The sequence below is a fragment of the Azospirillum sp. 11R-A genome (genome assembly GCF_049472615.1).
Taxonomy (GTDB): Bacteria; Pseudomonadota; Alphaproteobacteria; order Azospirillales; family Azospirillaceae; genus Azospirillum; species Azospirillum palustre.
The window spans coordinates 120621-141256 of record NZ_JBCEBL010000012.1; the positions used below are offsets into that span (position 1 = coordinate 120621).

General features: G+C 69.7%; 20 protein-coding genes. All 20 read right to left on the reverse strand.

Features of this window, described 5'->3' with window-relative positions; all coding sequences use genetic code 11:
- Window positions 1-6: 6 nt before the first annotated feature.
- The gene (locus tag VH569_RS17805; RefSeq protein ID WP_423316632.1) at window positions 7-1815 is read right to left on the reverse strand and encodes a helix-turn-helix domain-containing protein; all 1809 of its coding nucleotides are present in this window, start codon (window positions 1813-1815) and stop codon (window positions 7-9) included.
- Between the two features lie 80 nt (window positions 1816-1895).
- On the reverse strand, window positions 1896-3173 hold the full coding sequence (locus VH569_RS17810; RefSeq protein WP_423316634.1) for an MFS transporter: 1278 nt from the start codon (window positions 3171-3173) through the stop codon (window positions 1896-1898).
- Complete coding sequence (locus tag VH569_RS17815; RefSeq protein WP_423316636.1) at window positions 3173-4141, reverse strand: 2-hydroxyacid dehydrogenase; 969 nt, start codon at window positions 4139-4141, stop codon at window positions 3173-3175. The genes VH569_RS17810 and VH569_RS17815 overlap by 1 nt, the downstream gene beginning before the upstream one ends.
- Window positions 4142-4182: 41 nt before the next feature.
- A complete protein-coding gene (locus tag VH569_RS17820) occupies window positions 4183-4779 on the reverse strand; it encodes an amino acid synthesis family protein (RefSeq protein ID WP_423316637.1) in 597 nt (198 codons plus the stop codon).
- A gap of 98 nt (window positions 4780-4877) precedes the next feature.
- Window positions 4878-5915 (reverse strand): glycine betaine/L-proline ABC transporter substrate-binding protein ProX, encoded by a 1038-nt coding sequence (gene proX, locus VH569_RS17825; protein ID WP_423316639.1) that lies wholly within the window; start codon window positions 5913-5915, stop codon window positions 4878-4880.
- A gap of 67 nt (window positions 5916-5982) precedes the next feature.
- Entirely contained in the window at window positions 5983-6945 is a 963-nt protein-coding gene (locus tag VH569_RS17830; protein WP_423316641.1) for an ABC transporter permease, read from the reverse strand.
- On the reverse strand, window positions 6938-8134 hold the full coding sequence (locus tag VH569_RS17835; protein WP_423316643.1) for a quaternary amine ABC transporter ATP-binding protein: 1197 nt from the start codon (window positions 8132-8134) through the stop codon (window positions 6938-6940). The genes VH569_RS17830 and VH569_RS17835 overlap by 8 nt, the downstream gene beginning before the upstream one ends.
- Window positions 8135-8291: 157 nt before the next feature.
- Window positions 8292-8606, reverse strand: coding sequence for an NIPSNAP family protein (locus VH569_RS17840; RefSeq protein ID WP_098734870.1), 315 nt, complete (start codon window positions 8604-8606; stop codon window positions 8292-8294).
- Entirely contained in the window at window positions 8603-9001 is a 399-nt protein-coding gene (locus VH569_RS17845; RefSeq protein ID WP_174471331.1) for a carboxymuconolactone decarboxylase family protein, read from the reverse strand. Before VH569_RS17845 ends, VH569_RS17840 begins: the two co-directional genes overlap by 4 nt.
- Window positions 8994-9821: an alpha/beta fold hydrolase gene (locus VH569_RS17850; RefSeq protein ID WP_423316646.1), complete on the reverse strand. Its 828-nt coding sequence runs from the start codon at window positions 9819-9821 to the stop codon at window positions 8994-8996. The genes VH569_RS17845 and VH569_RS17850 overlap by 8 nt, the downstream gene beginning before the upstream one ends.
- Window positions 9822-9823: 2 nt before the next feature.
- On the reverse strand, window positions 9824-10939 hold the full coding sequence (locus VH569_RS17855; RefSeq protein WP_423316647.1) for an LLM class flavin-dependent oxidoreductase: 1116 nt from the start codon (window positions 10937-10939) through the stop codon (window positions 9824-9826).
- A 45-nt stretch (window positions 10940-10984) separates the two neighbouring features.
- Window positions 10985-12496: an aldehyde dehydrogenase gene (locus VH569_RS17860; RefSeq protein ID WP_423316649.1), complete on the reverse strand. Its 1512-nt coding sequence runs from the start codon at window positions 12494-12496 to the stop codon at window positions 10985-10987.
- 36 nt (window positions 12497-12532) lie between these two features.
- Window positions 12533-13492 carry a flavin reductase family protein gene (locus VH569_RS17865; protein ID WP_423316651.1) on the reverse strand — a complete coding sequence of 320 codons (960 nt, stop codon included), beginning with the start codon at window positions 13490-13492 and terminating at the stop codon, window positions 12533-12535.
- A gap of 320 nt (window positions 13493-13812) precedes the next feature.
- Window positions 13813-14661 carry an ectoine/hydroxyectoine ABC transporter substrate-binding protein EhuB gene (ehuB, locus tag VH569_RS17870; protein WP_423316652.1) on the reverse strand — a complete coding sequence of 283 codons (849 nt, stop codon included), beginning with the start codon at window positions 14659-14661 and terminating at the stop codon, window positions 13813-13815.
- 137 nt (window positions 14662-14798) lie between these two features.
- Entirely contained in the window at window positions 14799-15833 is a 1035-nt protein-coding gene (gene doeB / locus VH569_RS17875) for a N(2)-acetyl-L-2,4-diaminobutanoate deacetylase DoeB (RefSeq protein ID WP_423316654.1), read from the reverse strand.
- A gap of 2 nt (window positions 15834-15835) precedes the next feature.
- On the reverse strand, window positions 15836-17035 hold the full coding sequence (gene doeA / locus VH569_RS17880; protein WP_423316655.1) for an ectoine hydrolase DoeA: 1200 nt from the start codon (window positions 17033-17035) through the stop codon (window positions 15836-15838).
- Between the two features lie 31 nt (window positions 17036-17066).
- The gene (gene eutC / locus VH569_RS17885) at window positions 17067-18071 is read right to left on the reverse strand and encodes an ectoine utilization protein EutC (protein WP_423316657.1); all 1005 of its coding nucleotides are present in this window, start codon (window positions 18069-18071) and stop codon (window positions 17067-17069) included.
- Window positions 18059-19045, reverse strand: coding sequence for a hydroxyectoine utilization dehydratase EutB (gene eutB / locus VH569_RS17890; protein ID WP_423316659.1), 987 nt, complete (start codon window positions 19043-19045; stop codon window positions 18059-18061). The genes eutC and eutB overlap by 13 nt, the downstream gene beginning before the upstream one ends.
- Window positions 19042-19827, reverse strand: a complete 786-nt coding sequence (gene eutA, locus VH569_RS17895; protein ID WP_423316660.1) for an ectoine utilization protein EutA — start codon at window positions 19825-19827, stop codon at window positions 19042-19044. Before eutA ends, eutB begins: the two co-directional genes overlap by 4 nt.
- Before the next feature lie 41 nt (window positions 19828-19868).
- Window positions 19869-20525 carry an ectoine/hydroxyectoine ABC transporter permease subunit EhuD gene (gene ehuD, locus VH569_RS17900; RefSeq protein ID WP_098734882.1) on the reverse strand — a complete coding sequence of 219 codons (657 nt, stop codon included), beginning with the start codon at window positions 20523-20525 and terminating at the stop codon, window positions 19869-19871.
- Window positions 20526-20636 lie beyond the last annotated feature (111 nt).

Below are 20636 nucleotides of genomic sequence, written 5' to 3' on the forward strand. Positions count from 1 at the left end.
GCGGGATCAGGGCGACCGGTCGATGACCCCGCTCAGGTGAATGGCGAGTTCGACCGAGAAGCGGCGATCCGGGCTTTCGACATCGATGCCGAACAGCTCTTCGATGCGCGTCAGCCGATAGCGCAGGGTGGTGACGTGTACGCCGAGCTGGTCGGAGCAGGCCTTGGTGCGGCACCCCGTCTTCAGATAGGCCGACAGCGTCTCCAGATAGGGCGTCCCGTGCTGGCGGTCGTACTCGATGAGGGCGCCGATGCTGTCGGCGACATAGCCGCGCACCTCGTGGGTGTTGGCGGCGGCCAGCAGCATGGGCAGCGGACCGAACTGCCGGGCATCGAGGACGCCGGGGCGGCCGAACTCTTCGGCGATCCGGATCATTCGCCAGGACCGGTCCCACGCCTCCGCATAGTCCGGCGGGGCCATGCATCGGCTCGTCAGCACGACGAACGGCTCGGCGTGCAGGATGTCGGCGACGGACCGCGCGATCTGCGCCATCAGCCGTTTGACCGGTCCATGGCTGCGCTCGTCGACGGCGGGAATGAGGCAGACCAGTCCGGCCGGAACGGTGACGAGCGTGCCGGCGATCCCGTGCAGCGACAGCAGCCGCTGGACCGGAAGCTGGAGGTCGGCCGCCGCGCTCACCGCCCGCGGACTGCGGCCGGGCAGCCCGACCAGGATCATCTGGGCCGGCAGATCGAGGTTGAGGCCGAGCCGCAGCGCGCGCTGTCCGATGTCCAGCGGATCCCGCCATCGCCGCTCCACCAGCTCCAGGAACAGCTCGGTCACTGTCCGGTTCTCGTAGCGGAAGCGGATGACGTTGCGCAGCATCTGGATGCCGAGGGCGTGCTTGATGCCGTCGAGCAGGAGCTGATCGGCCTGGCCGTAGGGCTGCGGTCCCGGAAAGATCATCAGCACGCCGACCACCTCGCCGTCGGCGGTCAGCGGGTCGATGCGCGGCGCCGTGCGGATGCGCTTGCCGTTGACCTCCCAGAACAGGGTCGCCCCGGTGGCGGCGGGCCCGGTGGCAACGGGATGGTCGATGGCATCGCGCGCCGCCTTCATGATCGAGGGGCCGAGGTCGGCCGCGACCGCCGCCTGCCAGTCGGCGTCGCCGATGTCGCTGCCGCAGGGCGCCCGGTCGGCGGTGACGAGGTTGGCGGTGAAGTCGACGATGACGATGGAGTAGGGCAGCAGGTCGCGGATGCGGGGCAGCAGGGTCGCCATCGCCCCGTCCTCCAGCGCCTGCCGCAGCAGCGAGGTGTTCACTTCCAGCGCCCGTTGCAGGCGTTCGGCGGCCAGGGTCTCGGCACGCAGCCGATGCTGGCGCTCCACCGCGATCTCGCCGAGCTGGACGATCATGCCGATGAAGGCCAGATCCTCCTCGCTCACCTCGATAATGCCGCGGGACACGACGCTCAGCACCAGCGGCCGGCCGCTGTCGTCGGTGCAGTTCATCGGCACGACCAGCACGCTGTGATAGTCGCGCTCGAAAGCTTCCCGGCGATAGCCGGGGAACTCCTCCGATACGCGGGCGTCGGGGATGAAGATCGGCTCGTTCCGCCGCAGGGCGACCAGGGACGGGCTGGTCGCCAGCTCCCAGCGGTCGGGCAGCGGGCGCTGGATCAGCGTCGGGTCGTGGCGGACGACGACCAGGGCGTAGCCATGCTCGACATCGACCGCCATGATCGACCCCATCGACCAGTTGGCATGGCGGCAGGCGGCCAGGACCAGGCGCTGGAGCACCGTCGCCAGATCCCCGCCCGAATTGATCAGGCTCGCCACCACGCGCAGCGACTGGATGCGCGACGTCTCGACCATGTTCCTCCGGCGAACGGATGGGCCAAGGCCCGGTTTCGACCGACTCTAACCCGATGACGGCACTCGGAAAAAGCGGAACGTCAGCGCCCGTCCGGCGGCGGGGCACCCGGCGGCCCGATATCGGCAGGCGGGGTGCCGGAGGGCTCAACGGTCGTCCGGGGGCCGGAGATCGCCGCTCCGGTCAGGCTGTCGGGCGGCAGCGGGCGGAAGGCCGGCGGGCCGGGCGCCCGATCCCGCTCCCGCACGGCGCGGCGGATCAGGACGAAGGCGGCCAGCGCGGTGCAGCCGGCGGCGGCGTAGACGAACAGTCCCGACGGGCCGAGCCTGTCCATCAGCAGGGCGCCCGGCACCGGACCGACCATCGCCCCGGCGGCCCAGACCACCAGCAGGCCGCTGACCGTGGGGACGATGCGGCCCGGCGGCACCACGTCGCAGGCGTGGGCGACGCACAGGGCGTAGATGCACAGGACCTGGCTGCCCCACAGCGCGAACCCCGTCCACACCAGCCAAGCCGGGCTGCCGGCCGGCAGCAGCGCCAGCCCGGCGGACAGGACGGCGCCGGTCGCGGCCACGGCGGCGATCACGACGCGGCGGTCCCGCCGGTCCGACAGCGCGCCGAGCGGCCATTGGGCGAGAAGGCTGCCGCCCTGGAGGGCGACGAGCAGGGCGGCGGCGGCCGGTTCCGACAGGCCGATGCGCAAGCCATACAGCGGGGCGAACGCGATCATCGTGCCGGTCACCACGCCGACCGCGAAGCAGCCGACCAGGGCCGACGGCGCCAGTCTGAACAGTCCGCCGAGGTCGAGCGAGACGGCGGTCGGCAGCGCCGGGCGGACCGGCCGGGTGACGGCGACCGGCAGGACCGACAGCAGGATCAGCAGGATGAGCAGCCGGAAGGGCTGGTCGCCGCCGGGGTCGAGCAGGAGCGGGCCGGTCATCAGCGCCAGCTTGGTGGTGACCATGTAGACCGCCAGGATCCGCCCGCGGTTGCCGTCCTGCGCTCCGGCGCCGATCCACCCCTCGATCACCGTGAACAGCCCGGCGAAACCGACGCCGGTCAGCGCGCGCAGCAGGACCCAGCCGACGCTGCCGCCGGCCAGCGGCAGGGCGAGCGCGAGGATCGCCATCAGCGCCGCCAGCCCGGCATAGGCGCGGACGAAGCCGAGCTTGCGGACGACTCTCGGCGCCGCCAGACAGCCGGCGGCGAAGCCGACGCCGTAGGCGGACGCCACCATGCCGATGTCGGCCGCCGACAGCCCCTGCGCCTGCATGCGCAGCGGCAGCAGGGCCTGGAGCAGCCCGTTGCCGGCCTGCATCAGGACGGCGGCGGCCATCACCGGCAGAAGCGGCGGCATCATCAATAGCCGCGCCCCCGCTCGACCCGGTTGGCCAGCGGCCGCCCGTCGCGGAAGGCCGCCAGGGTCGCCGCCACCTGTTCCACCGCCTGCGCCGGGTGGGTGGCGGCGGCGCTGTGGGGGGAGACGCGGATGCGCGGATGCCGCCAGAAGGGATGGTCGGCCGGCAGCGGCTCCTCGCTGAACACGTCCAGGCTGGCGCCGCCCAGCCGGCCGCAATCGAGGGCGTCGAGCAGGTCCGCCTCGACCAGATGGTCGCCGCGCCCGGCATTGACCAGCACGGCCCCGGCCGGCAGTCGGGCGAACAGGCGCCGGTCCAGGATGCCGCGGGTGTCGGCGGTCAGCGGCAACAGGCAGACCAGCTGGTCGCACCGCGGCAGCATCGCCTCCAGCCCGTCGGGGCCGGCGAAGCACTCGACGCCGTCCAAATGCTTCGGCGACCGGCTCCAGCCGAGGACGCGGTATCCCAGCGCCCCCAGGACGGCGGCGGCGGCCCGTCCCAGCTCCCCCAGCCCGAGCAGCCCGATCGTGACCTCGCGGGCGGGCCGGTAGGGCAGCCACCGCCAGACCCCCGCCGCCTGCGCGGCGTCGAACTCGTCGGAATGGCGATGCCAGCGCAGCACCTGGAGGGCGACGAAGCCGGCCATGTCGTCGCTCAGGCTGTCCGCCACCATGCGGACGAGCGGCACGTCGGGAAGCGACGGGTCGGCCAGCAGCGTCTCGACCCCGGCGCCGAGCGACATCACCAGCCGCAGCTTGGCCAGTCCGGCGAAGATGCCGGGCGGCGGCTGCCACACCAGCGCCATGTCGATGTCGTCCGGGTCGCCGACCTCCGGCCAGACCCGCAGCGTCACGTCGGGAAGGCGGCGGTGCAGGGCCTCCCGCCACAGGCCGGCATTGTCGATGCCCGAACAGAACAGCAGCGTCATCGGGCGGCGTTGCAGCGGCATGTCGGTATAGCCTCGATCCATTCGAAAAGCCGGGCGTGGGCGGGAGCGGGCGCGCTGGAGCCTCAACGGGCGCCGGCCTTTTCCGCGTCCATCTCCTCCATGTCGAGGAAGCGGTCGCCGATGCGGGGATGGGCGCGGCTGCCGTCCGATGCGCCGATGGCGACCAGCAGCTCGTCGGGACCGGGGGAGTCGGGAACCTGGAAATTGGCGGTCAGGAAATGCGCCCGCTTGCCGGTCTCCGTCTTGTGGATCATCGGCAGGGCGAGCAGGGCACCGGGGGCGTTGCGGGTGTTGGTGAAGCTGAGGAAGGTGGTGCCCTGCGCCGCTTCGCGGAACATGTTGCCGAAGCGCAGCGTGTGGATCAGGGCGGAGGCGTGCTCGATCTCGCCGTTGACGCCGACCGACGCGGCCTTGCCATAGGCCTCGATGCGCGCGGCCGGCATCAGGGCGACCAGGCGCCGCGTCATCTCGGCCCCCAGCACCGGGGCCACCCGCAGGATCTCCGGCCGCAAGTTCTCGACGAAGCCCTGGCCGGCCCAGGGGTTGCGCAGCACGGCGGCGACGACGACCGACGTGATCGGCCGTTCGGCCGGCTTGCCGCCCTCGACGATGGTCTCCTCGATGAAGGTGGAGATCTTGCGCAGTCCGATGTCCATCATGTCCTGTCCGATTCTCTGATGTCCGGTCCCGGAGCCGGCCGGACCAGGTGCGGCCGGCGGCTCCGGAAAGTGGAAACTGGGGAGTGTTTGCGGTGGGGTCAGCTCGCCGCCCTGGCGCTGGCGACCCACTGCTCGAAGGTCGGCTTGTTGGCGGCGAGCCACTCCTGGGCGAGCGCCCGGATATGGCTTTCGCTGGCGCCCTTCTCGCTGATGCTGCGTTCCCACCCGGCCCAAATCTGCAGCGGGAAGCCGATGGTCTCGACCAGCGCCTTCACCGCCGGGTTGGCGGCGATGAAGTCCCGGTTGGCGACGGTGTTCCAGTTCCAGGAGGCCATGGCCATCCGGCAGGGGTCGGCGCCGCCGGCACAGCCCGACACGCCGCTGACCAGTGCCGTGCCCTTGTTGGGCACCGATGGGGGCAGGGCGTCGAACGGGGTGGGCAGCCAGACCACGTCCTTGCCGGGGACCAGCGTGTTGGTGACCCAGGACGGGCTCCAGGCGTAGAAGAAGGCGGGCTCGCCGCGGCGGACGCGGGCGACCGCCTCCACCATCAGCGGCTCGTACTTGCCGCGCACCGAGGTCACCGTGTCCTTCAGGCCGAACTTGTCGAGCTGGAAGTCGACCACGTCGCCGCAGCTCCAGCCGGGATCGCAGTTGACCAGATCCGCCTTGCCGCCCTTGCCGAACAGCGCGGCGATCTTCGGGTCCTTCATCTGCTCCAGCGAGGTGATGTGGTGGGCGTCGGCCGTCTTCTTGTCGATCAGGTAGCCGTTGACCCCGCCCTCCTTGATCAGGCCGCCGCCGACGATGGTCGCCTGCTGCTCCACCTTGCGGAAGGCGGGCTCGCGCTGCGGGAAGTTGATGTCGGTGGCGATGTCGAGGTCGCCCTGCGCCGCCGCCTGGAAGAACAGGGTCGTGCTCAGCGTGCTGAGCTTGACCGAATAGCCGAGTTCCTTGAAGGCGGCGGTGACGATCTGGGCGGTGACGTAGTTGGCGCCGAGGCTGTCCGACTGGGCATAGCGGATGGTCTTGCCCTTGCCGGGCTGGTCGGCGGCCAGGGACGGCTGGACGCAGGCCGCGGCGAGGAAGGCGGCGACGGAGAGGGACTTGGCGACCGACTTTGTGAAGAAGGGCATGGCGGTTTCCTCGAACGGGGTCGGGACGGGATTCGGGTGGAGCGGGGCTTGCGGTCTGGGATCTGGATCACTGGTCCGGACTGGAGATCGCCGGTTTGGAGGTGGCCGGGCCGGCGGCGGTCTTGCCGTCGGCCGGACGGCCGGAGCGGACGAGGGCGCGCAGGCTGCGGAGCAGCGGGCGACCGCCGGGGCCGCCGGGCTGGGCCATCTTCTGGGTGATGCGGTCGAGCATCATCGCCAGCAGGACGATGGCGATGCCGCCCACCGCGGCGCGGCCGACGTCGAGCCGCCCGAGGCCCTGGAGCACCACCAGCCCGAGACCTTCCGCCCCGATCATGGCGACGACGACCGACATCACCATCGCGGTCAGCACCGTCTGGTTCAGGCCGCCGAGGATGGTCGGCACGGCGAGCGGAAGCTGGACCTCCCACAGCAGCTGCCGCTTGGTGGCGCCGAAGGCGAGGCCGGCCTCGACCATCTCGGTCTCGACCATGCGGATGCCGAGGTTGGTGAAGCGGATCAGCGGCGGGGCCGCCGCCGTCACCACCGCCACCTCGCCCGGCACCGTGCCGACGCCGAACAGCATCACCACCGGCACCAGATACACGAAGGTCGGGGTGGTCTGCATGATGTCGAGGATCGGGCGGACCACGCCCCACATCCGGTCGCTGCGGGCGCAGCCGATGCCGATGGGGATGCCGATGGCCGCGCAGATGACGATGGCGGTGGTGATCAGCGACAGGGTGGTCATCGCCTCCGACCAGACGCCCAGTGCGGCGATGGCGACCAGGGCGACGGCGCTGAAGCAGGCGACCCCCAGGCTGGCCAGCCGCCAGGCCAGCAGCACCGCCACCGCCACGATGGCGAGGAAGGGGATCTCCTGAAGCAGGAAGATGTTGAGGTTCAGCACATACTCGACCGGCCATTTGATGGCGAGGAAGAGCGGGCGAAGATTCAGCGCGATCCACGCGACGCCGTCCTGGATCCAGGCGTCGACCGGGAAGACGTTGAGGTCGTTTGCGTCAAGCATGCAGGCCTCCCGCTGGGTGAGGAGGGGCGGAGGCGATGCCCGCCAGGATGCGGTCGGCGGCGAGCGTGCCGGTCAGCCGGCCCCCCTCGTCGACCACCGCCATCGGCCGTCCGGCCCGGTGGGCGCGGGCGGCGTCGAGAAGGCTGTCGCACTCGCGCACCGTGACGAAGTCCTTGCGCAGGGCGCCGATGCCGCCATTCCCGAGCCCAGCTGTTTCGCGCAGGCCCCGCAGCGTGTCGGCGTCGAGCGCGCCGACGACATGGCCGCCGTCGTCGAGCACCAGCCCGCCGCCGTCGCCCGTCTCGGCGAGGCACAGGCCGGCGGCCAGCGGGACGGGCTGCACCGGGGTCATCGCCCAGCGGGCGTCGAACAGGCGCGAGCGGTCGACCTCGCGGGTGAAGGCGGCGACATAGTCGCTGCCCGGCTCAAGCACGATCGACTGGGGGGTGCCTTCGCGGACCAGCTCGCCGTCGGCCATGATGGCGATCCGCGTGCCGAGCTTCAGCGCCTCCTGGAAATCGTGGGTGATGAACAGGATGGTCTTCTTCAGCGTGCGCTGGAGGCGCAGCAGCTCGTCCTGCATCTCGGTGCGGATCAGCGGGTCGAGCGCGCTGAACGCCTCGTCCATGATCAGCACGTCGGCATCGGTGGCGAGCGCGCGGGCGAGCCCGACCCGCTGGCGCATGCCGCCGCTCAGCTCGTGGGGATAGTGGTTGCCCCAGCGCGCCAGCCCGACAATCGACAGAACCTCTTCCGCCCGGCGCCGCCGGGCCTGGGGGGAGACCCCCTGGAGCTTCAGGCCGAACTCGGTGTTCTCGGCGACGGTGCGGTTGGGCAGCAGGGCGAAATGCTGGAACACCATGGAGATGCGCTTGCGACGGATGTCGCGCAGCTCCGCCTCGCCGGCGGCGACGATGTCGCGGCCGTCCAGCAGGATGCGGCCGGCGCTCGGTTCGTTCAACCGGTTGATGCAGCGCGCCAGGGTGGATTTGCCCGATCCCGACAGCCCCATCACCATATAGATGGCACCGCTCGGAACCGACAGTGAAACGTCGCTCAACCCTACAACCATTCCGGTTTTTGCCAGAACTTCAGATTTTTTTGCACCTGCGGCCAACATCCGCAGGGCCGGATCGGGAGATTTGGAGAAAACTTTATACAGATTCTCTACCCTCAGTCGTTCTGTCACAACCGTCTCCCATCGTTGTGTTCGGTGGGCTTTCCCTGTCTTTAAGATTTTTACTTGTGCCCATTAGGAAGACTTGCGCGTCTTCCTGTCTTCCTGCGAAACAGAGGAAAAGCAGCCCTATCGTTCCTGCGAAACGGAGCATGACGCTGCCGGTTCGTCATTTCAGGGGCGAGAAGGCGGTCGGCAGCAGGATGCGGTTTTCCGCCGTCTCGATCAGCGCCGCCAGCTTCGGGATGAAGGCCTGCCAGCGCGGATCCTCGGAAAGCTGCTGGCGGCGGGCGGTACGGTCCTCGAAATCGGCATAGCCCCACATGTGGACGACATGGTTGAGCGGGCCGATCTCGCTGACGAAGTAGCCGATCAGGTTGCCGAGGATCGGTTGCTGGATCGCCAGCCCCTCGCCCTGCACCAGCGCAAGATACTCGCGCAGCTTGCCCGAACGGATGCGGTAGATGCGTTCCTCGACGATCATGGTGTGCCTCCCGTGCCGTCCCCGGCGATCTCCTGGCGGATTTTGCGGGCGATGCGGAAGCATTCGACGCCGGCGGGAATGCCGCAATAGACCGCGATCTGGATCAGCGCCGCCTGCAGCTCGGCATCGGACAGGCCGTTGCGGATTGCACCGCGCAGGTGCAGCTCGAACTCGTGCATGCGGCCCAGCGCCGCGATCATGCCGAGGTTGAGCAGGCTGCGCTGGCGGCGGTCGAGCGCGTCGTCGGCCCAGCACTGCCCCCAGCAATATTCGTTGACCATCTGCTGGAAGGGCCGGGAGAAGTCGTCGGCCGCCGCCATCGCGCGGTCGACATAGGCGTCGCCGAGCACGTCGCGCCGGACGCGTTCGCCCGCCCGTTGCAGGGGTTCATCCATGGCTTGCGCCCTCCTTCGGCTGCTCGGCGGACGTCAGGAAGCGCCCCATCAGCCCCGCCACCGCGTCCGGCGCCTCGATCAGGATCGAGTGGCGCAGGCCCGGCAGGATGTGCAGAGCCGAACCGGGGATGCTGTCGTGCATGGTGCGCGCCATGCGCGGGTTGGAGCCGATGTCCTCCTCCCCGGTGGCGATCAGGGTCGGGCAGCGGATCTGGTCGAGGAAACCGCCGAAATCGGTCTCCGCCAGGACGCGGTAGGCGGCGGCGTAGCAGTCGGGGTCGTTCCCGGCGTTGCGTTCGCGTAAGGTCCGGATCAGCTCCGGGTTCCGCTCCTGGAAACCCTCGGTCAGCCAGCGCGACAGCGAGGCGTCGTAGTGCGAGCCCGGCTCTCCGGCCTGCAAGGCCGCCAGACGGTCGAGCACCCGCCGGCGCTCCTCCGGATTGCGGCCGGCGACGGTGGACAGCAGCACCAGCCGCTTGACGCGCTCCGGATGGGTCAGGGTCAGGCGCTGGGCGATCAGTCCGCCCAGCGAGAATCCCGCCAGGTTGAAGCGGCCGAAGCCGGCATGGTCGGCCAGCGCCAGCGTCTCGCCGACGAAATCGTCGATCTCGTAGCGGCCTTTGATCCTGGTGGACCGGCCATGGCCGCGCAGGTCGAAGGTCAGGATGGTGAAGCGGTCGGCGAGCCGCTCCACCACGCCGCTCCAGGCCTCCAGGTAGGAGCCGACGCCGTGGATGCAGACCAGCGGCTCCGGCCCCCGGCCGTCGAGCCGGTAGTTCAGCGTCACCGGCCCGACTGTGAAGTGACGGGAGTCGGCCATGGTCAGCGCCCCGCCGTGGCCAGGCGCGGCTCTGCCGCGGCAAGGCGGCGCTCTTCCTCGAACCGGCGGTCGCGCTCTCGCGCGGCGAAGACCGGCAGCACCTCGCGGGTGAACAGGTCGAGCGTCTTGCGCTGGAGCTCGACCGGCAGGTTGAAGGACAGGCCGAGCGAGAACTGGTCGACGCCGGCCGCCTCGTAGTCCAGCAGCTTTTCGATCACCTCGTCCGGCGTGCCGAACATCAGGTTCTTCAGGACGTTCTCCGGCTTGTAGTTGTCGCGGCCGGCGACGCTTTCGTAGGACACCGCGGTCGGGAAGCCGTTGGTCACCGTGCCGATGTTCTGGAACAGGTTCTCGAAGCTGCGGCCATAGTCGATGCTGTGCCGCACCGCCAGTTCGGCCTCCTCCGGCCGCTCGTAGCAGCAGGTGCGGCGCTGCATCATGAAGCGCGGGCGCGGCACCTCCGGATGGTCGGCCACCGCCTTGCGGAACTTCTCGCCCAGCACGGCGATCTCGGCCGCCGGGGCGGCCAGCGGCGTCGACAGGATGCTGGCGCCGATGCCGACGGCCCAGTCGAAGGTGCCGGGGTCGCGGGCCGCCACCCAGATGCGCGGGTGCGGCGCCTGCAACGGCTTGGGCACTGAGGTCGCCAGCGGGAACTTCCAGTAATGGCCGTCATGGGCGTAGTCGCCGGCCCACAGCTTCTGCACCGCCGGCACCAGCTCCTTCATGTAGGCGACGCCCTCCTGCTGGGGCATGCCGCCGGCCATGCGGTCGAACTCGTACTGGTAGGCGCCGCGGGCGATGCCGAACTCCAGCCGGCCGCCGGTCAGGTGGTCGCACAGCGCGGCTTCGCCGGCCAGCCGGATCGGGCTCCAGTAGGGGGCGACGATGGTGGCGGTGCCGAGCCGGATGCGCTCGGTGTGCTGGCCGAGCCAGGTCAGGATGGTGAAGGGGTTGGGGGAAATCGTGCACTCGATGGTGTGGTGCTCGGCGGTCCACAGGGTTTCGAAACCGCCCTGGTCGGCCATCTTCACCAGCTCCAGCATGGTGCCGGTCACGTCGCTCATCGGCGTGTCGGGTGAGAAGCGCTCCATGGAAAGCGCGACGGCGAACTTCATGTCCTTGTCCTTTTCTCGGGGGAGGAGAAGCCCGGTCGGGGCGGATCAGCGCAGCCGGATGACGAAGGGGTCCTGCATGGCGCCGGAATAATCGATGACGACGTTCTTCGACCGCGAGAACTCGCGCATCACGTCGAAGCCGCCGCGCCGGCCGTAGCCGCTCTGCTTGAAGCCGCCGTTCGACGACATGTAGGCGGCGGCGCGGTAGGTGTTGATCCAGACGGTGCCGGCGTCGATCCGGGTGGCGAAGCGCATGGCGCGGTCGATGTCGCTGGTCCAGATGCCCGACGCCAGGCCATAGCGGGTGTCGTTCGCCATGGCGATCATCTCGTCCTCCGAGGCGAAGGGCACCACGCCGACCACCGGGCCGAAGATCTCGTCCTGCATGAAGCCCATGTCGTTGCGCGCGTCGGCCAGCACCGTCGGCTCGAAGTACCAGCCCTTCTCCAGCCCCGCCGCCTGGGGCCGCCGTCCGCCGGCGGCCAGCCGGGCGCCGTCGCGCTGGCCCGAGGCGACATAGTCCTCCACCTTGGCGAGCTGCGCCGACAGGGCGAGCGGGCCGATGTCGGTGGTCTCCTCCATCGGGTGGTTGACGGTGATGCGCCCGGTGCGGGCGACCAGCGCCTCGACGAAGCGGTCGTAGATGGCGGCCTCGACGAAGCAGCGCGACCCGGCGACGCAGGTCTGCCCGGCTGCGGCGAAGACCCCGGCGACCACGCCGTTCACCGCCCGCTCGATGTCGACGTCGCCGAACACCACATGGGGCGACTTGCCGCCCAGCTCCATCTGGCAGGGCACGAGGTTGGCGGCGGCGGTGGCGGCAATGCGGCTGCCGGTCTGGGTGCTGCCGGTGAAGACGATCTTCGCGATGCCGGGGTGGCGGGTCAGCGCCTCTCCGGCGGTGGCGCCGCCGCCGGTCACCACATTGACGACGCCGTCCGGGAAACCGGCCTCGGTGACCAGCTCGGCGAGCGCCAGGGTCGAGGCGGTGGCGTGTTCCGACGGCTTGATCACCACCGTGTTGCCGATGGCGAGGCAGGGCGCCAGCGTGCCGGTCAGCAGCATCAGCGGCGAGTTCCACGGCGTGATCATGCCGACGACGCCCAGCGGTTCGCGCAGGTTGAAGTTCAGCATGTCCAGCTTGTTCACCGGGATGGTGTCGCCCTGGAGCTTGTCGGCCATCCCGGCGAAATAGACGTAGCTGTCGGGGATGGCGCGCATCTGGGCGCGCATCTCCTTGATCAGCTTGCCGTTGTCGCGGGTCTCCATCAGCGCCAGTTCCTCGGCGTTGGCGAGGATCAGCTCGGCCAGGCGGCGCACCAGCTTGCCGCGGTCGCTCTGGGTCATCCGCCGCCACGCCGGATCGGTGAAGGCGGCCCGCGCTGCGGCGACGGCGGCATCGACGTCCTCGGCACCGGCGTCGGCCAGTTCGTACCAGGGCTCGGCGGTGGTGGGGTCGTAGCTCGGGATGTAGCGGCCGCTTTTCGGTTCGACGAACCGTCCGCCGATATAGAGGGCGCGGCGGGTGCCTTCGAGCGACCTGCAGGTGGTGTGCATCGCGGTCTCGTATTTTTGTGAAGGGGCGGCGGGGGATCAGCCGTTTTCGGCGAGGGCGCCGGGCCAGGGAGAGGGGCGGCCGTCGACCATCGCCAGCCGTCCGCCGTCGCTTGAGTCGATGTAGATGCCGAAGCGGTCCGCTTGCCGTTCCCGGACATAGCGGCGCAGCATCGCCCGGGTCTCGCGCGTCGCCATCGCCTCGAAGGGCAGGGCGTCGAGCGCGAAGAAGCGGAGGCCCGGCGGCAGGGTCATGGTCGCCGCATCGGCGGCGAGGCGGGTGCGATAGACCAGACAGCCGGCGTCCTGCCCGGCGACGTCGAAGACCGAATAGAGGAAGCTGTCGTCCGGCCGCAGCGGCAGCGTGCTCCCGTCCGCCAGGGGCAGCGCCCGTTCGGCCTTGCGGCTGCGGCCGCCCGGCAGGCGCCAGCCGCCCGCTCCGTCGGATTGCAGCAGGATGCCGTCGTCCGCTTCGACGAGGTAACCGACCTGCATGCCGTGTGGCATCTCCCCACCGGCGTTCGGGGCTTCGTGCACCGTCGCGTACCGGCCCCGGCAGAAGCCGAGCGGGGCTGCCCGGCCTGCCGTCCCGTCGGCGGTCCCGCTTGGGCTCCCGCTGGGGCCGAAGGCCTGCACGCGGCCGATGAGAACCAGATGGTCGCCGGCCATCACGCGGTCGTGCACCGTGCAATCGAACCAGGTGAGGCAATCGGTCAGGACCGGCGCGCCGGTGTGTTTCGGGCCGAAGGCGGTCGACTGGAATTTCTCGGGCGAACGGGAGGCGAAAAGGCTGGAGACATCGGCCTGTCCCGCATGCAGCAGATTCACGGCGAAGGACGACGTATTGCAAAAGATCGGAAAGCTGAACGACCGGTTTCCGATGCAGACAAGGACCAGAGGCGGATCGAGCGAAACGGATGTGAAGGAATTGGCCGTTATCCCACGGGGATTTCCGTCTTCGTCGAGCACGGTGACGACCGTAACTCCGGTCGGGAACATGCCGAAGGCGTTTCGAAGGTCTCTTTGATTGATGGGCGGTGGTTCATTCGAAGAGAATGTCACGTCTGCCTCCCTTCCATTACGAAGACGAGGCTACCTTGGGCGGAGACCGCCATCTTCCTCCTCTACAGAGGAATGTGCGACATTTTGTCCCATCGATTCCAAGGAATGGGCCCTGCCGCAGCAGCGCCGTCGCTGGCGGACAAGGGCTGCGGGCAGAGGGAAATGCAGTTGGGGCGAGGCAGATTTCCTGCCCCGCCCCAGCTCAGGCCAACGTCGGACTTTTAATCCATGTGCCGCCGCTTGCCCGGCCGACCGGCTCAGTTGGACGCGGCGCAGAGCTTCTCGCGGGAGGTCTGCTTGGCGGCTTCGGCGGAGAAGCCGTAGGGCTCGATGATCCTGGCGAACTCGCCGGACGCCTTCATCTCGGCCAGCACCTTGTCGAAGGCGTCGCGCAGTGCCGTGTCCTGCTTGCGGAAGGCGGCGCCGTCGCAATAGACCGGGGCGCCCTTGACCGGGGCGACCACCTCGATGTTCGGGTCGTTGGCCTTGCCGACCAGATCGTGGATCGACAGGACCGGCAGCGAATAGACGTCGATGCGGCCGTCCTGCAACATCTTCATGCCGCTCTGCGGGTCCGGCACCACGATCACGCGGTCGCGCGGCACGCCGGCCTGCAACGCCAGCTTCTCCTCGGTGCCGCCGCCGGGAGCGCCGATTTTGGCGTTCGGGTTCTTGGCGATGTCCTCGTAGGAGGTCAGCTTCAGCGGGTTGCCCTTCTTCAAAGCGAAGGATTCGGCGTCGCAGAGGATCGGCTCGGAATAGGCTACGGCCTTGCAGCGCTCCGGCTTCATGAACAGGCCGGCGGTGACGGCGTCGAAGCGGCGGGCCTGGAGGCCTGGAATCATCGCGCCATATTCGGAGATCGAGGCGACGACGTCGTTGACCCCCAGCTTCTTCATCACCGCGCGGGCGACGTCGGGGGCGGCGCCCGACACGGTGCCGTCCGGCTTGACGGCGGTGTAGGGCGGTTCGTTGGCGATGCCGATGCGGGCGAATCCCTGTTCGCGCAGCGTCTCCAGCGTGTCGGCGGCGAAGGCCGGCGCGGCGAGCGTCAGGAGTGTCGCGGCGGCGATGCCGAAGCCTTTGGCGATCTTGAGGTGTTTCATGTCGGCCGTCCCTTTTTCCGTGATTCGGTGATTGCCCGGCCGGCGCTCCCGTCGGCGCGCCGGCCCCTGTCCGGTCGGTGTCGATACCGTTCTTCACATGCCCGCCTTCTGCCGAGGCGGGTTTCAACAGGCGGCGGTCAGCTCTCGACCGTTCCGACCACCGCGATGCAGTCGCCGGCCTTGACCAGACCGGGGAAATGCCGGGCCGCCAGGATGCCGTCCAGCGCCGCCCGGTATTCGGCCGGCGCCAGCCCCGTGCGGCCGATGGGGTGGATGCGGGCGAGCAGGTCGCCCGCCCGCACCGGCTGGCCCAGATCGACGCAGGCCTCGATCAGGCCGCTGTCCTCGGCGAAGCGGAAACAGTCGCCCGACGGCATGTCGAGCCAGCGGCTGGCTTCCGCCCGCCCATCCGCTGCCCGACCATCCACCGCCTGCCCATCCGTCAGGATCCCGGCGTGGCGCAGGACGTTGCGGACGCCGCGCTTGGCGATGGCGATGGTCTCCGCCCGGCCGGTGCCGCCGCCGCCGAGTTCGGTGGTGACGAAGGTCTTGCCCAGCTCCTCCGCCGTCGTGTCGTACATGCCGACCGCGTCGATCTCCAGCATGCGCATGGAGTAAGGCGCGGCGAAGGCGGCCACGGCAGCGAAGCAGCGCGCCTCCTGGTCCTTGTCGGGCAGGATGTGGGCGGCGGCGAAGGGCACGAAGTCCAGCGTCCGGCCGCCGGAATGGATGTCCATCACCAGATCGGCCAGCGGCAGGAGTTCGCGGGTGAAGTAATCGGCGATCTTCTGCGTCACCGTGCCGTCGGGGCGGCCGGGAAAGCTGCGGTTCAGGTTGCCCTTGTCGATGGGCGAGGTGCGGGTTCCCGCCTGGAAGGCCGGATAATTCATCGCCGGAACGATGATGACGCGGCCGGCGACCCGGTCGGCGGTGAGGGTCTGGGCGAGGTCGAACAGGGCGACGGCGCCCTCATACTCGTCGCCATGGTTGGCGCCGGTCAGCAGGGCGGTCGGCCCGCTGCCGTTGCGCACCACGGTGAGCGGGATCATCACGGACCCCCAGGCCGAATCGTCGCGGCTGTAGGGCAGGCGCAGAAATCCGTGCTGCACGCCGTCGCGGTCGAAATCGACCGTCGGGGTTATGGGGGAGGAGGCAAGTGCAACGGGCGCCATGGTCAGGACTTCACGAACAGCTTGCGCGGCACATTGGCCAGGCATTCGACGCCGGTGTCGGTGATGGCGATGCTCTCGGTGATCTCCAGCCCCATATCCTCCAGCCAAAGGCCGGTCATGAAGTGGAAGGTCATTCCGGGCTGGAGTTCGGTGCGGTCGCCGGGGCGCAGGCTCATGGTGCGCTCGCCCCAGTCCGGCGGATAGCTGAGGCCGATGGGGTAGCCGGTGCGGTTGTCCTTGGTGATGCCATAGCGCTTCAGCACGGCGAAGAAGGCGTTGGCGATGTCCTCGCAGCTGTTGCCCGGCCTGGCGGCGGCGAGCCCGGCCTCCATTCCCTCCAACGTCGCCTTCTCGGCATCGAGGAAGCCTTGCGTCGGCGTGCCGAGGAAGACAGTGCGCGACAGCGGGCAGTGATAGCGTTTGTAGCAGCCGGCGATCTCGAAGAAGGTGCCCTCGCCGAGCTTCATCGGCTTGTCGTCCCAGGTCAGGTGCGGGGCCGAGGCGTCGGCCCCCGACGGCAGCAGCGGGACGATGGCCGGATAGTCGCCGCCGAAGCCGTCCGCCCCGCCGATGCCCCCAATGCCCCGAATGCCGGCGTCGTAAATCTCGGCCACGAGGTCGCATTTGCGCATCCCCGGTTCGACCCGCTCGACGATGCGGGCATGCATCGCCTCGACGATGCGGGCGGCCTTGCGCATGTAGTCGAGTTCCTGCGGGCTCTTCACCGCGCGCTGCCAGTTGACCAGCGCCGTCGCGTTCTTGAAGCGGGCATTGGGCAGGTGGGTGGTCAGCGACTGGTAGGCGGCGGCGGTGAACCAGTAATTGTCCATCTCGACGCCGATGTTGAGCCCGCCCCAGCCGCGATCCGCCAGGATCGTCGACAGCAGGTCCATCGGATGGCGCTCGGTCGACTGCACGTAATGGTCGGGATAGCCGACGATGCTGTCATGGGCCAGATAGGCGGTGCGCTTGGCGCCGTTGGCGTCCTGGCCGCGTCCGTACCAGATCGGCTCGCCGTGCGGCGGCACGATCACGCATTGGTGGACGTAGAAGGACCAGCCGTCATAGCCGGTCAGCCAGGCCATGTTCGACGGATCGGTGACGATCAGCAGCTCGATGCCGGCCTTGTCCATGGCGGCACGGGTCTTGTCGAGCCGGGCGGCATATTCGGCCCGGCTGAAGTTCAGCGTCGGTTCCAGCATGTCGGGGTCTCTCTCGTAAGAGGAGGGATGTTCAGGCGTCGAAGACGGTGCCGGCGCCGGCCGCCAGGGCCCGGCCGCGCGCCAGCGTGGCGATGGCGGTGTCCTGCACCCCGGTTCCGGTGAGGTCGCAGACGGTAATGGCATCGGTGGACGCGCGGCCGGCGGCCTGCCCGGCGATGACGGCGCCCAGTTCCGGGAAGTCGCGGTCGGCGGCGACCGTGCCGGCGGCAATCGCGTGGTGCAGTTCGCCCAGCCGGCGCGTCTGCGTCAGGCGGTCGGCGACATAGAGGTCGGCACGGGACAGGATGGCGGGATCGAGTTCGTTCTTGTGCTCAGCGTCCGACCCCATGGCGGTGACGTGCTGGCCGGGTTCGAGCCAGTCCGCCATCAGGATCGGCCGGTCGGCCGGGGTGGTGGTGACGACGATGTCGGCGCCGGCGACGGCTGACCGGCCGTCCGTCGCGGCGTGCACGGGGAAGCCCAGCCGCTCCGACAGGCGGGCGGCGGCGGCGGCGGCGCGCTCGGGCTGGCGCGCCCAGAGGCGGGCCTCGCGGATCGGGCGGACCAGGGTCAGCGCCTCCAGTTGCAACGCCGCCTGCACCCCGGCGCCGAAGATGGCGGCGACGGCGCTGTCGGGACGCGACAGATGGCTGGCGGCGACCGCCCCTGCCGCGGCGGTCCGCACGTCGGTCAGATAGCCGTTGTCGAGAAGCAGGGCTTCGACCAGACCGGTCCGGCTGCTCAGCAGCACCATCAGCCCGTTGACGCTGGGCAGGCCGAGCGCCGGGTTGCCGAAGAAGCCGGGGCTGATCTTGATGGCGAAACCGTCGAGGCCGGGGACATAGGCGGTCTTGACGTCGACCTCGCCCCCGCTACTGCCGGCAAATTCGGGGATGTCGAGCCGCAGGATCGGCGGCATCGCCACCGGGCGGGTGGCCAGCGCCAGGAAGGCGTCCTCGACGCAGGCGACGGCATCGCGGTCGAGCGGAACGATCCGCCGCAGCTCCGCCTCGGTCAGGATGGTCATGCGGGGCATGGCAGGCCTCCGGTGATGATGCGGCGGTGCAGGTCCATGGCGATGTTGCGGCCAGACAGCAGCGCGATTGTGGGCCCGCGCGGCGTCACCTTGCCGGCGAGCAGTGCGGCGATGCCGACGGCGCCGGCACCCTCGACGATTTCCTGCTCGGCGGAATAGGCGTGTTCGATGCCGGCGGCGATCTCCGCCTCGGTCAGCAGAACCACGTCGTCGAGCAGGCTGGCGGCAAGCCGGTGGGTGTGGCGGTTGTCGAGCCCGATGCCGCCGCCGAGCGAATCCGCCAGCGTCTCCAACTCCTCGACCTGGACCGGGCGTCCGGCCTTCAGGCTGGCATGCATCGCCGCGCCGCGTTCCATCGACACGCCGATCACCCGCAGGCCTGGCCGCAGGGCCTTGGCCGCCAGCGCCACGCCGCCGATCAGGCCGCCGCCCGACAGCGGCACCAGCAGCAGCTCGGCGTCGGGCACCGCCTCGACGATCTCCAGCCCCAGCGTGCCCTGTCCGGCGATGACGTCGGCATGGTCGAAGGGCGGGACGGTGGCGAAGCCCTCCTCGCGGACCAGCCGGTCGACCTCGACCTGCGCGTCGTCCTGGGAGCGGCCGACGATGCGGATCTCCGCCCCCAGCGCGCGGATGCCCTCGATTTTGTTGGATGGGACCAGCGCCGACATGCAGACGACGCAGCGGACACCGGCCTGTGCGGCGGCATGGGCGAGCGCCCGGCCATGATTGCCGGTGGAGGCCGCCGCGACCCCCGTCGCCAGTGCCTCGCGCGGCAGGGCCGACAGCGCGTTGGTGGCGCCGCGCAGCTTGAAGCTGCCGGTGGTCTGGCGGGTTTCCAGCTTCAGGAAGACCGGGGCGCCGCAGCGGGCGGTCAGGCTGGGCGAGGCGACGGTCGGCGTCGCGAGGATCCGCCCGGCCAGCCGCGCGCGGGCGCGGAAGACGTCCTCCAGGCCGATGCCGTGCCCGCTCATGACCATGCATCCTGCGGCAGCGGCAGGGTCATCAGCCGCCCACCTTCGGGACGGGGCCGGTCGTCGCCGCACAGGCGTAGTGTGGCCCAGGCGGTGGCCTGATTGCTGGTGACGACGGGGCGGCCGATGGCGTCCTCGATCTCGGCGGCGACGCCGGCCGAGCGCAGGGCGGTGCAGGAGATGAACAGCGCGTCGGCGTCGGGCGGCATCGCCTCGACGGCGGCACGGACCAGACTGGCCGGCGCGATGCGCGCCATCTCGCGGTCGTCGTCCAGCCCGAAGCAGGTGAAGCGCGCGATGTCGAAGCCATGCACGCCGAAATAGGCGGCCATCGGCCGGCTGGTCTGTTCGGTGTAGGGGGTCAGCACGGCGATGCGCTGGGCGCCGAACGCGGTCAGGCCGTGGCGGGCGGCGGCGGGCGGGGTGATGACGGGAACACCCGGCTTGGCCGAGGCGATGGCCTGCTCGATGGCGTCGTCGCCCATCACGACGCTGGCCGAGGTGCAGGAATAGCAGATGGCGGCGAGCGGCTCGTCGGGCAGGATCAGCGCCGCCCCTTCGGCGAGGCGCGGCTGCATGCGGCGCAGATTCTCCGGCGTCGTCGGGTTGGCGTAGGCGATGCGCGCGGTGTAGATGCCGATGCGGTCGCTGGCGACCATGCGGCGGAAGTCCGGCTCGGTCGTGTGGTCGGTCGCCAGCACGACGAGGCCGACGCGCTTTTCGACCGGGCGGTCGTCGAAGTCCAGCGCGGTGGGCGAGCGCAGGATGGGAAGGGAGGGCATGGCTCGGAAACTCCGGGATCGGCGTGTCAGCGCGTCGGCAATCAGCGGGGTGGCCGGAACCGGCGTTCCAGCAGGTGCAGGGCGGGCACGGCGATCAGGCTGATGCACAGGAACAGGACGCCGACCATCGTCATCGGCTCCAGATAGCGGTAATTGCTGTTGGCGACGCCGCGGGCCTCGCTCATCAGTTCGATCACCGTGATGGCGGAGAGCAGCGGGGTTTCCTTGAACATCGCGACGAAGTAGTTCGCCAGCGCCGGGATCATCGGCGGTATCGCCTGCGGCAGGATGATGTGGCGCCAGGTCTGGTAGGGCGTGAGGTTGCAGGCCTTCGCCGCCTCCCATTGGCCGCGCGGCGTGTTGTCGATGCCGGCGCGGAAGACCTCCGACGTGTAGGTGGCGTAATGGAGGCCCAGGCCCACCACCCCGGCGGTCAGCGGCGACAGCAGCAGGCCCAGTTCCGGCAGCACGTAGAACAGGAAATACAGCTGCACCAGCAGCGGGGTGCCGCGGATGAACTCCACCACGAAGCCGGTGATGCGCGCCACCGGCCGGCTTTTCGAGCGGCGCAGCAGGGCGAAGCCCAGCCCGGCGGCGGCGGCCAGGATGGAGCCGAGCAGCGTGGCCAGCAGCGTGATGCGCAGGCCGTCCAGCAGCATCGGCATGATCTCGCGGACGAACTCCCAGTCCCATTCCATGGCCGGTTTCCTTAAGTGCGATCGGTTCAAACGGAATCGCTTGAAGCGTGAATCGCACGGAAAATCAGAAGCCTAGAGTCTGTCCGATGCTTCAATAAGCATCGGACAGAC

Bases quoted from the DNA above. Each gene is read 5' to 3' on its own strand.
- VH569_RS17805 (WP_423316632.1), bottom strand. From the start codon at position 1,815: ATGGTCGAGACGTCGCGCATCCAGTCGCTGCGCGTGGTGGCGAGCCTG.
- VH569_RS17810 (WP_423316634.1), bottom strand. From the start codon at position 3,173: ATGATGCCGCCGCTTCTGCCGGTGATGGCCGCCGCCGTCCTGATGCAG.
- VH569_RS17815 (WP_423316636.1), bottom strand. From the start codon at position 4,141: ATGGATCGAGGCTATACCGACATGCCGCTGCAACGCCGCCCGATGACG.
- VH569_RS17820 (WP_423316637.1), bottom strand. From the start codon at position 4,779: ATGATGGACATCGGACTGCGCAAGATCTCCACCTTCATCGAGGAGACC.
- proX (WP_423316639.1), bottom strand. From the start codon at position 5,915: ATGCCCTTCTTCACAAAGTCGGTCGCCAAGTCCCTCTCCGTCGCCGCC.
- VH569_RS17830 (WP_423316641.1), bottom strand. From the start codon at position 6,945: ATGCTTGACGCAAACGACCTCAACGTCTTCCCGGTCGACGCCTGGATC.
- VH569_RS17840 (WP_098734870.1), bottom strand. From the start codon at position 8,606: ATGATCGTCGAGGAACGCATCTACCGCATCCGTTCGGGCAAGCTGCGC.
- VH569_RS17845 (WP_174471331.1), bottom strand. From the start codon at position 9,001: ATGGATGAACCCCTGCAACGGGCGGGCGAACGCGTCCGGCGCGACGTG.
- VH569_RS17850 (WP_423316646.1), bottom strand. From the start codon at position 9,821: ATGGCCGACTCCCGTCACTTCACAGTCGGGCCGGTGACGCTGAACTAC.
- VH569_RS17855 (WP_423316647.1), bottom strand. From the start codon at position 10,939: ATGAAGTTCGCCGTCGCGCTTTCCATGGAGCGCTTCTCACCCGACACG.
- VH569_RS17860 (WP_423316649.1), bottom strand. From the start codon at position 12,496: ATGCACACCACCTGCAGGTCGCTCGAAGGCACCCGCCGCGCCCTCTAT.
- VH569_RS17865 (WP_423316651.1), bottom strand. From the start codon at position 13,492: ATGTTCCCGACCGGAGTTACGGTCGTCACCGTGCTCGACGAAGACGGA.
- ehuB (WP_423316652.1), bottom strand. From the start codon at position 14,661: ATGAAACACCTCAAGATCGCCAAAGGCTTCGGCATCGCCGCCGCGACA.
- doeB (WP_423316654.1), bottom strand. From the start codon at position 15,833: ATGGCGCCCGTTGCACTTGCCTCCTCCCCCATAACCCCGACGGTCGAT.
- doeA (WP_423316655.1), bottom strand. From the start codon at position 17,035: ATGCTGGAACCGACGCTGAACTTCAGCCGGGCCGAATATGCCGCCCGG.
- eutC (WP_423316657.1), bottom strand. From the start codon at position 18,071: ATGCCCCGCATGACCATCCTGACCGAGGCGGAGCTGCGGCGGATCGTT.
- eutB (WP_423316659.1), bottom strand. From the start codon at position 19,045: ATGAGCGGGCACGGCATCGGCCTGGAGGACGTCTTCCGCGCCCGCGCG.
- eutA (WP_423316660.1), bottom strand. From the start codon at position 19,827: ATGCCCTCCCTTCCCATCCTGCGCTCGCCCACCGCGCTGGACTTCGAC.
- ehuD (WP_098734882.1), bottom strand. From the start codon at position 20,525: ATGGAATGGGACTGGGAGTTCGTCCGCGAGATCATGCCGATGCTGCTG.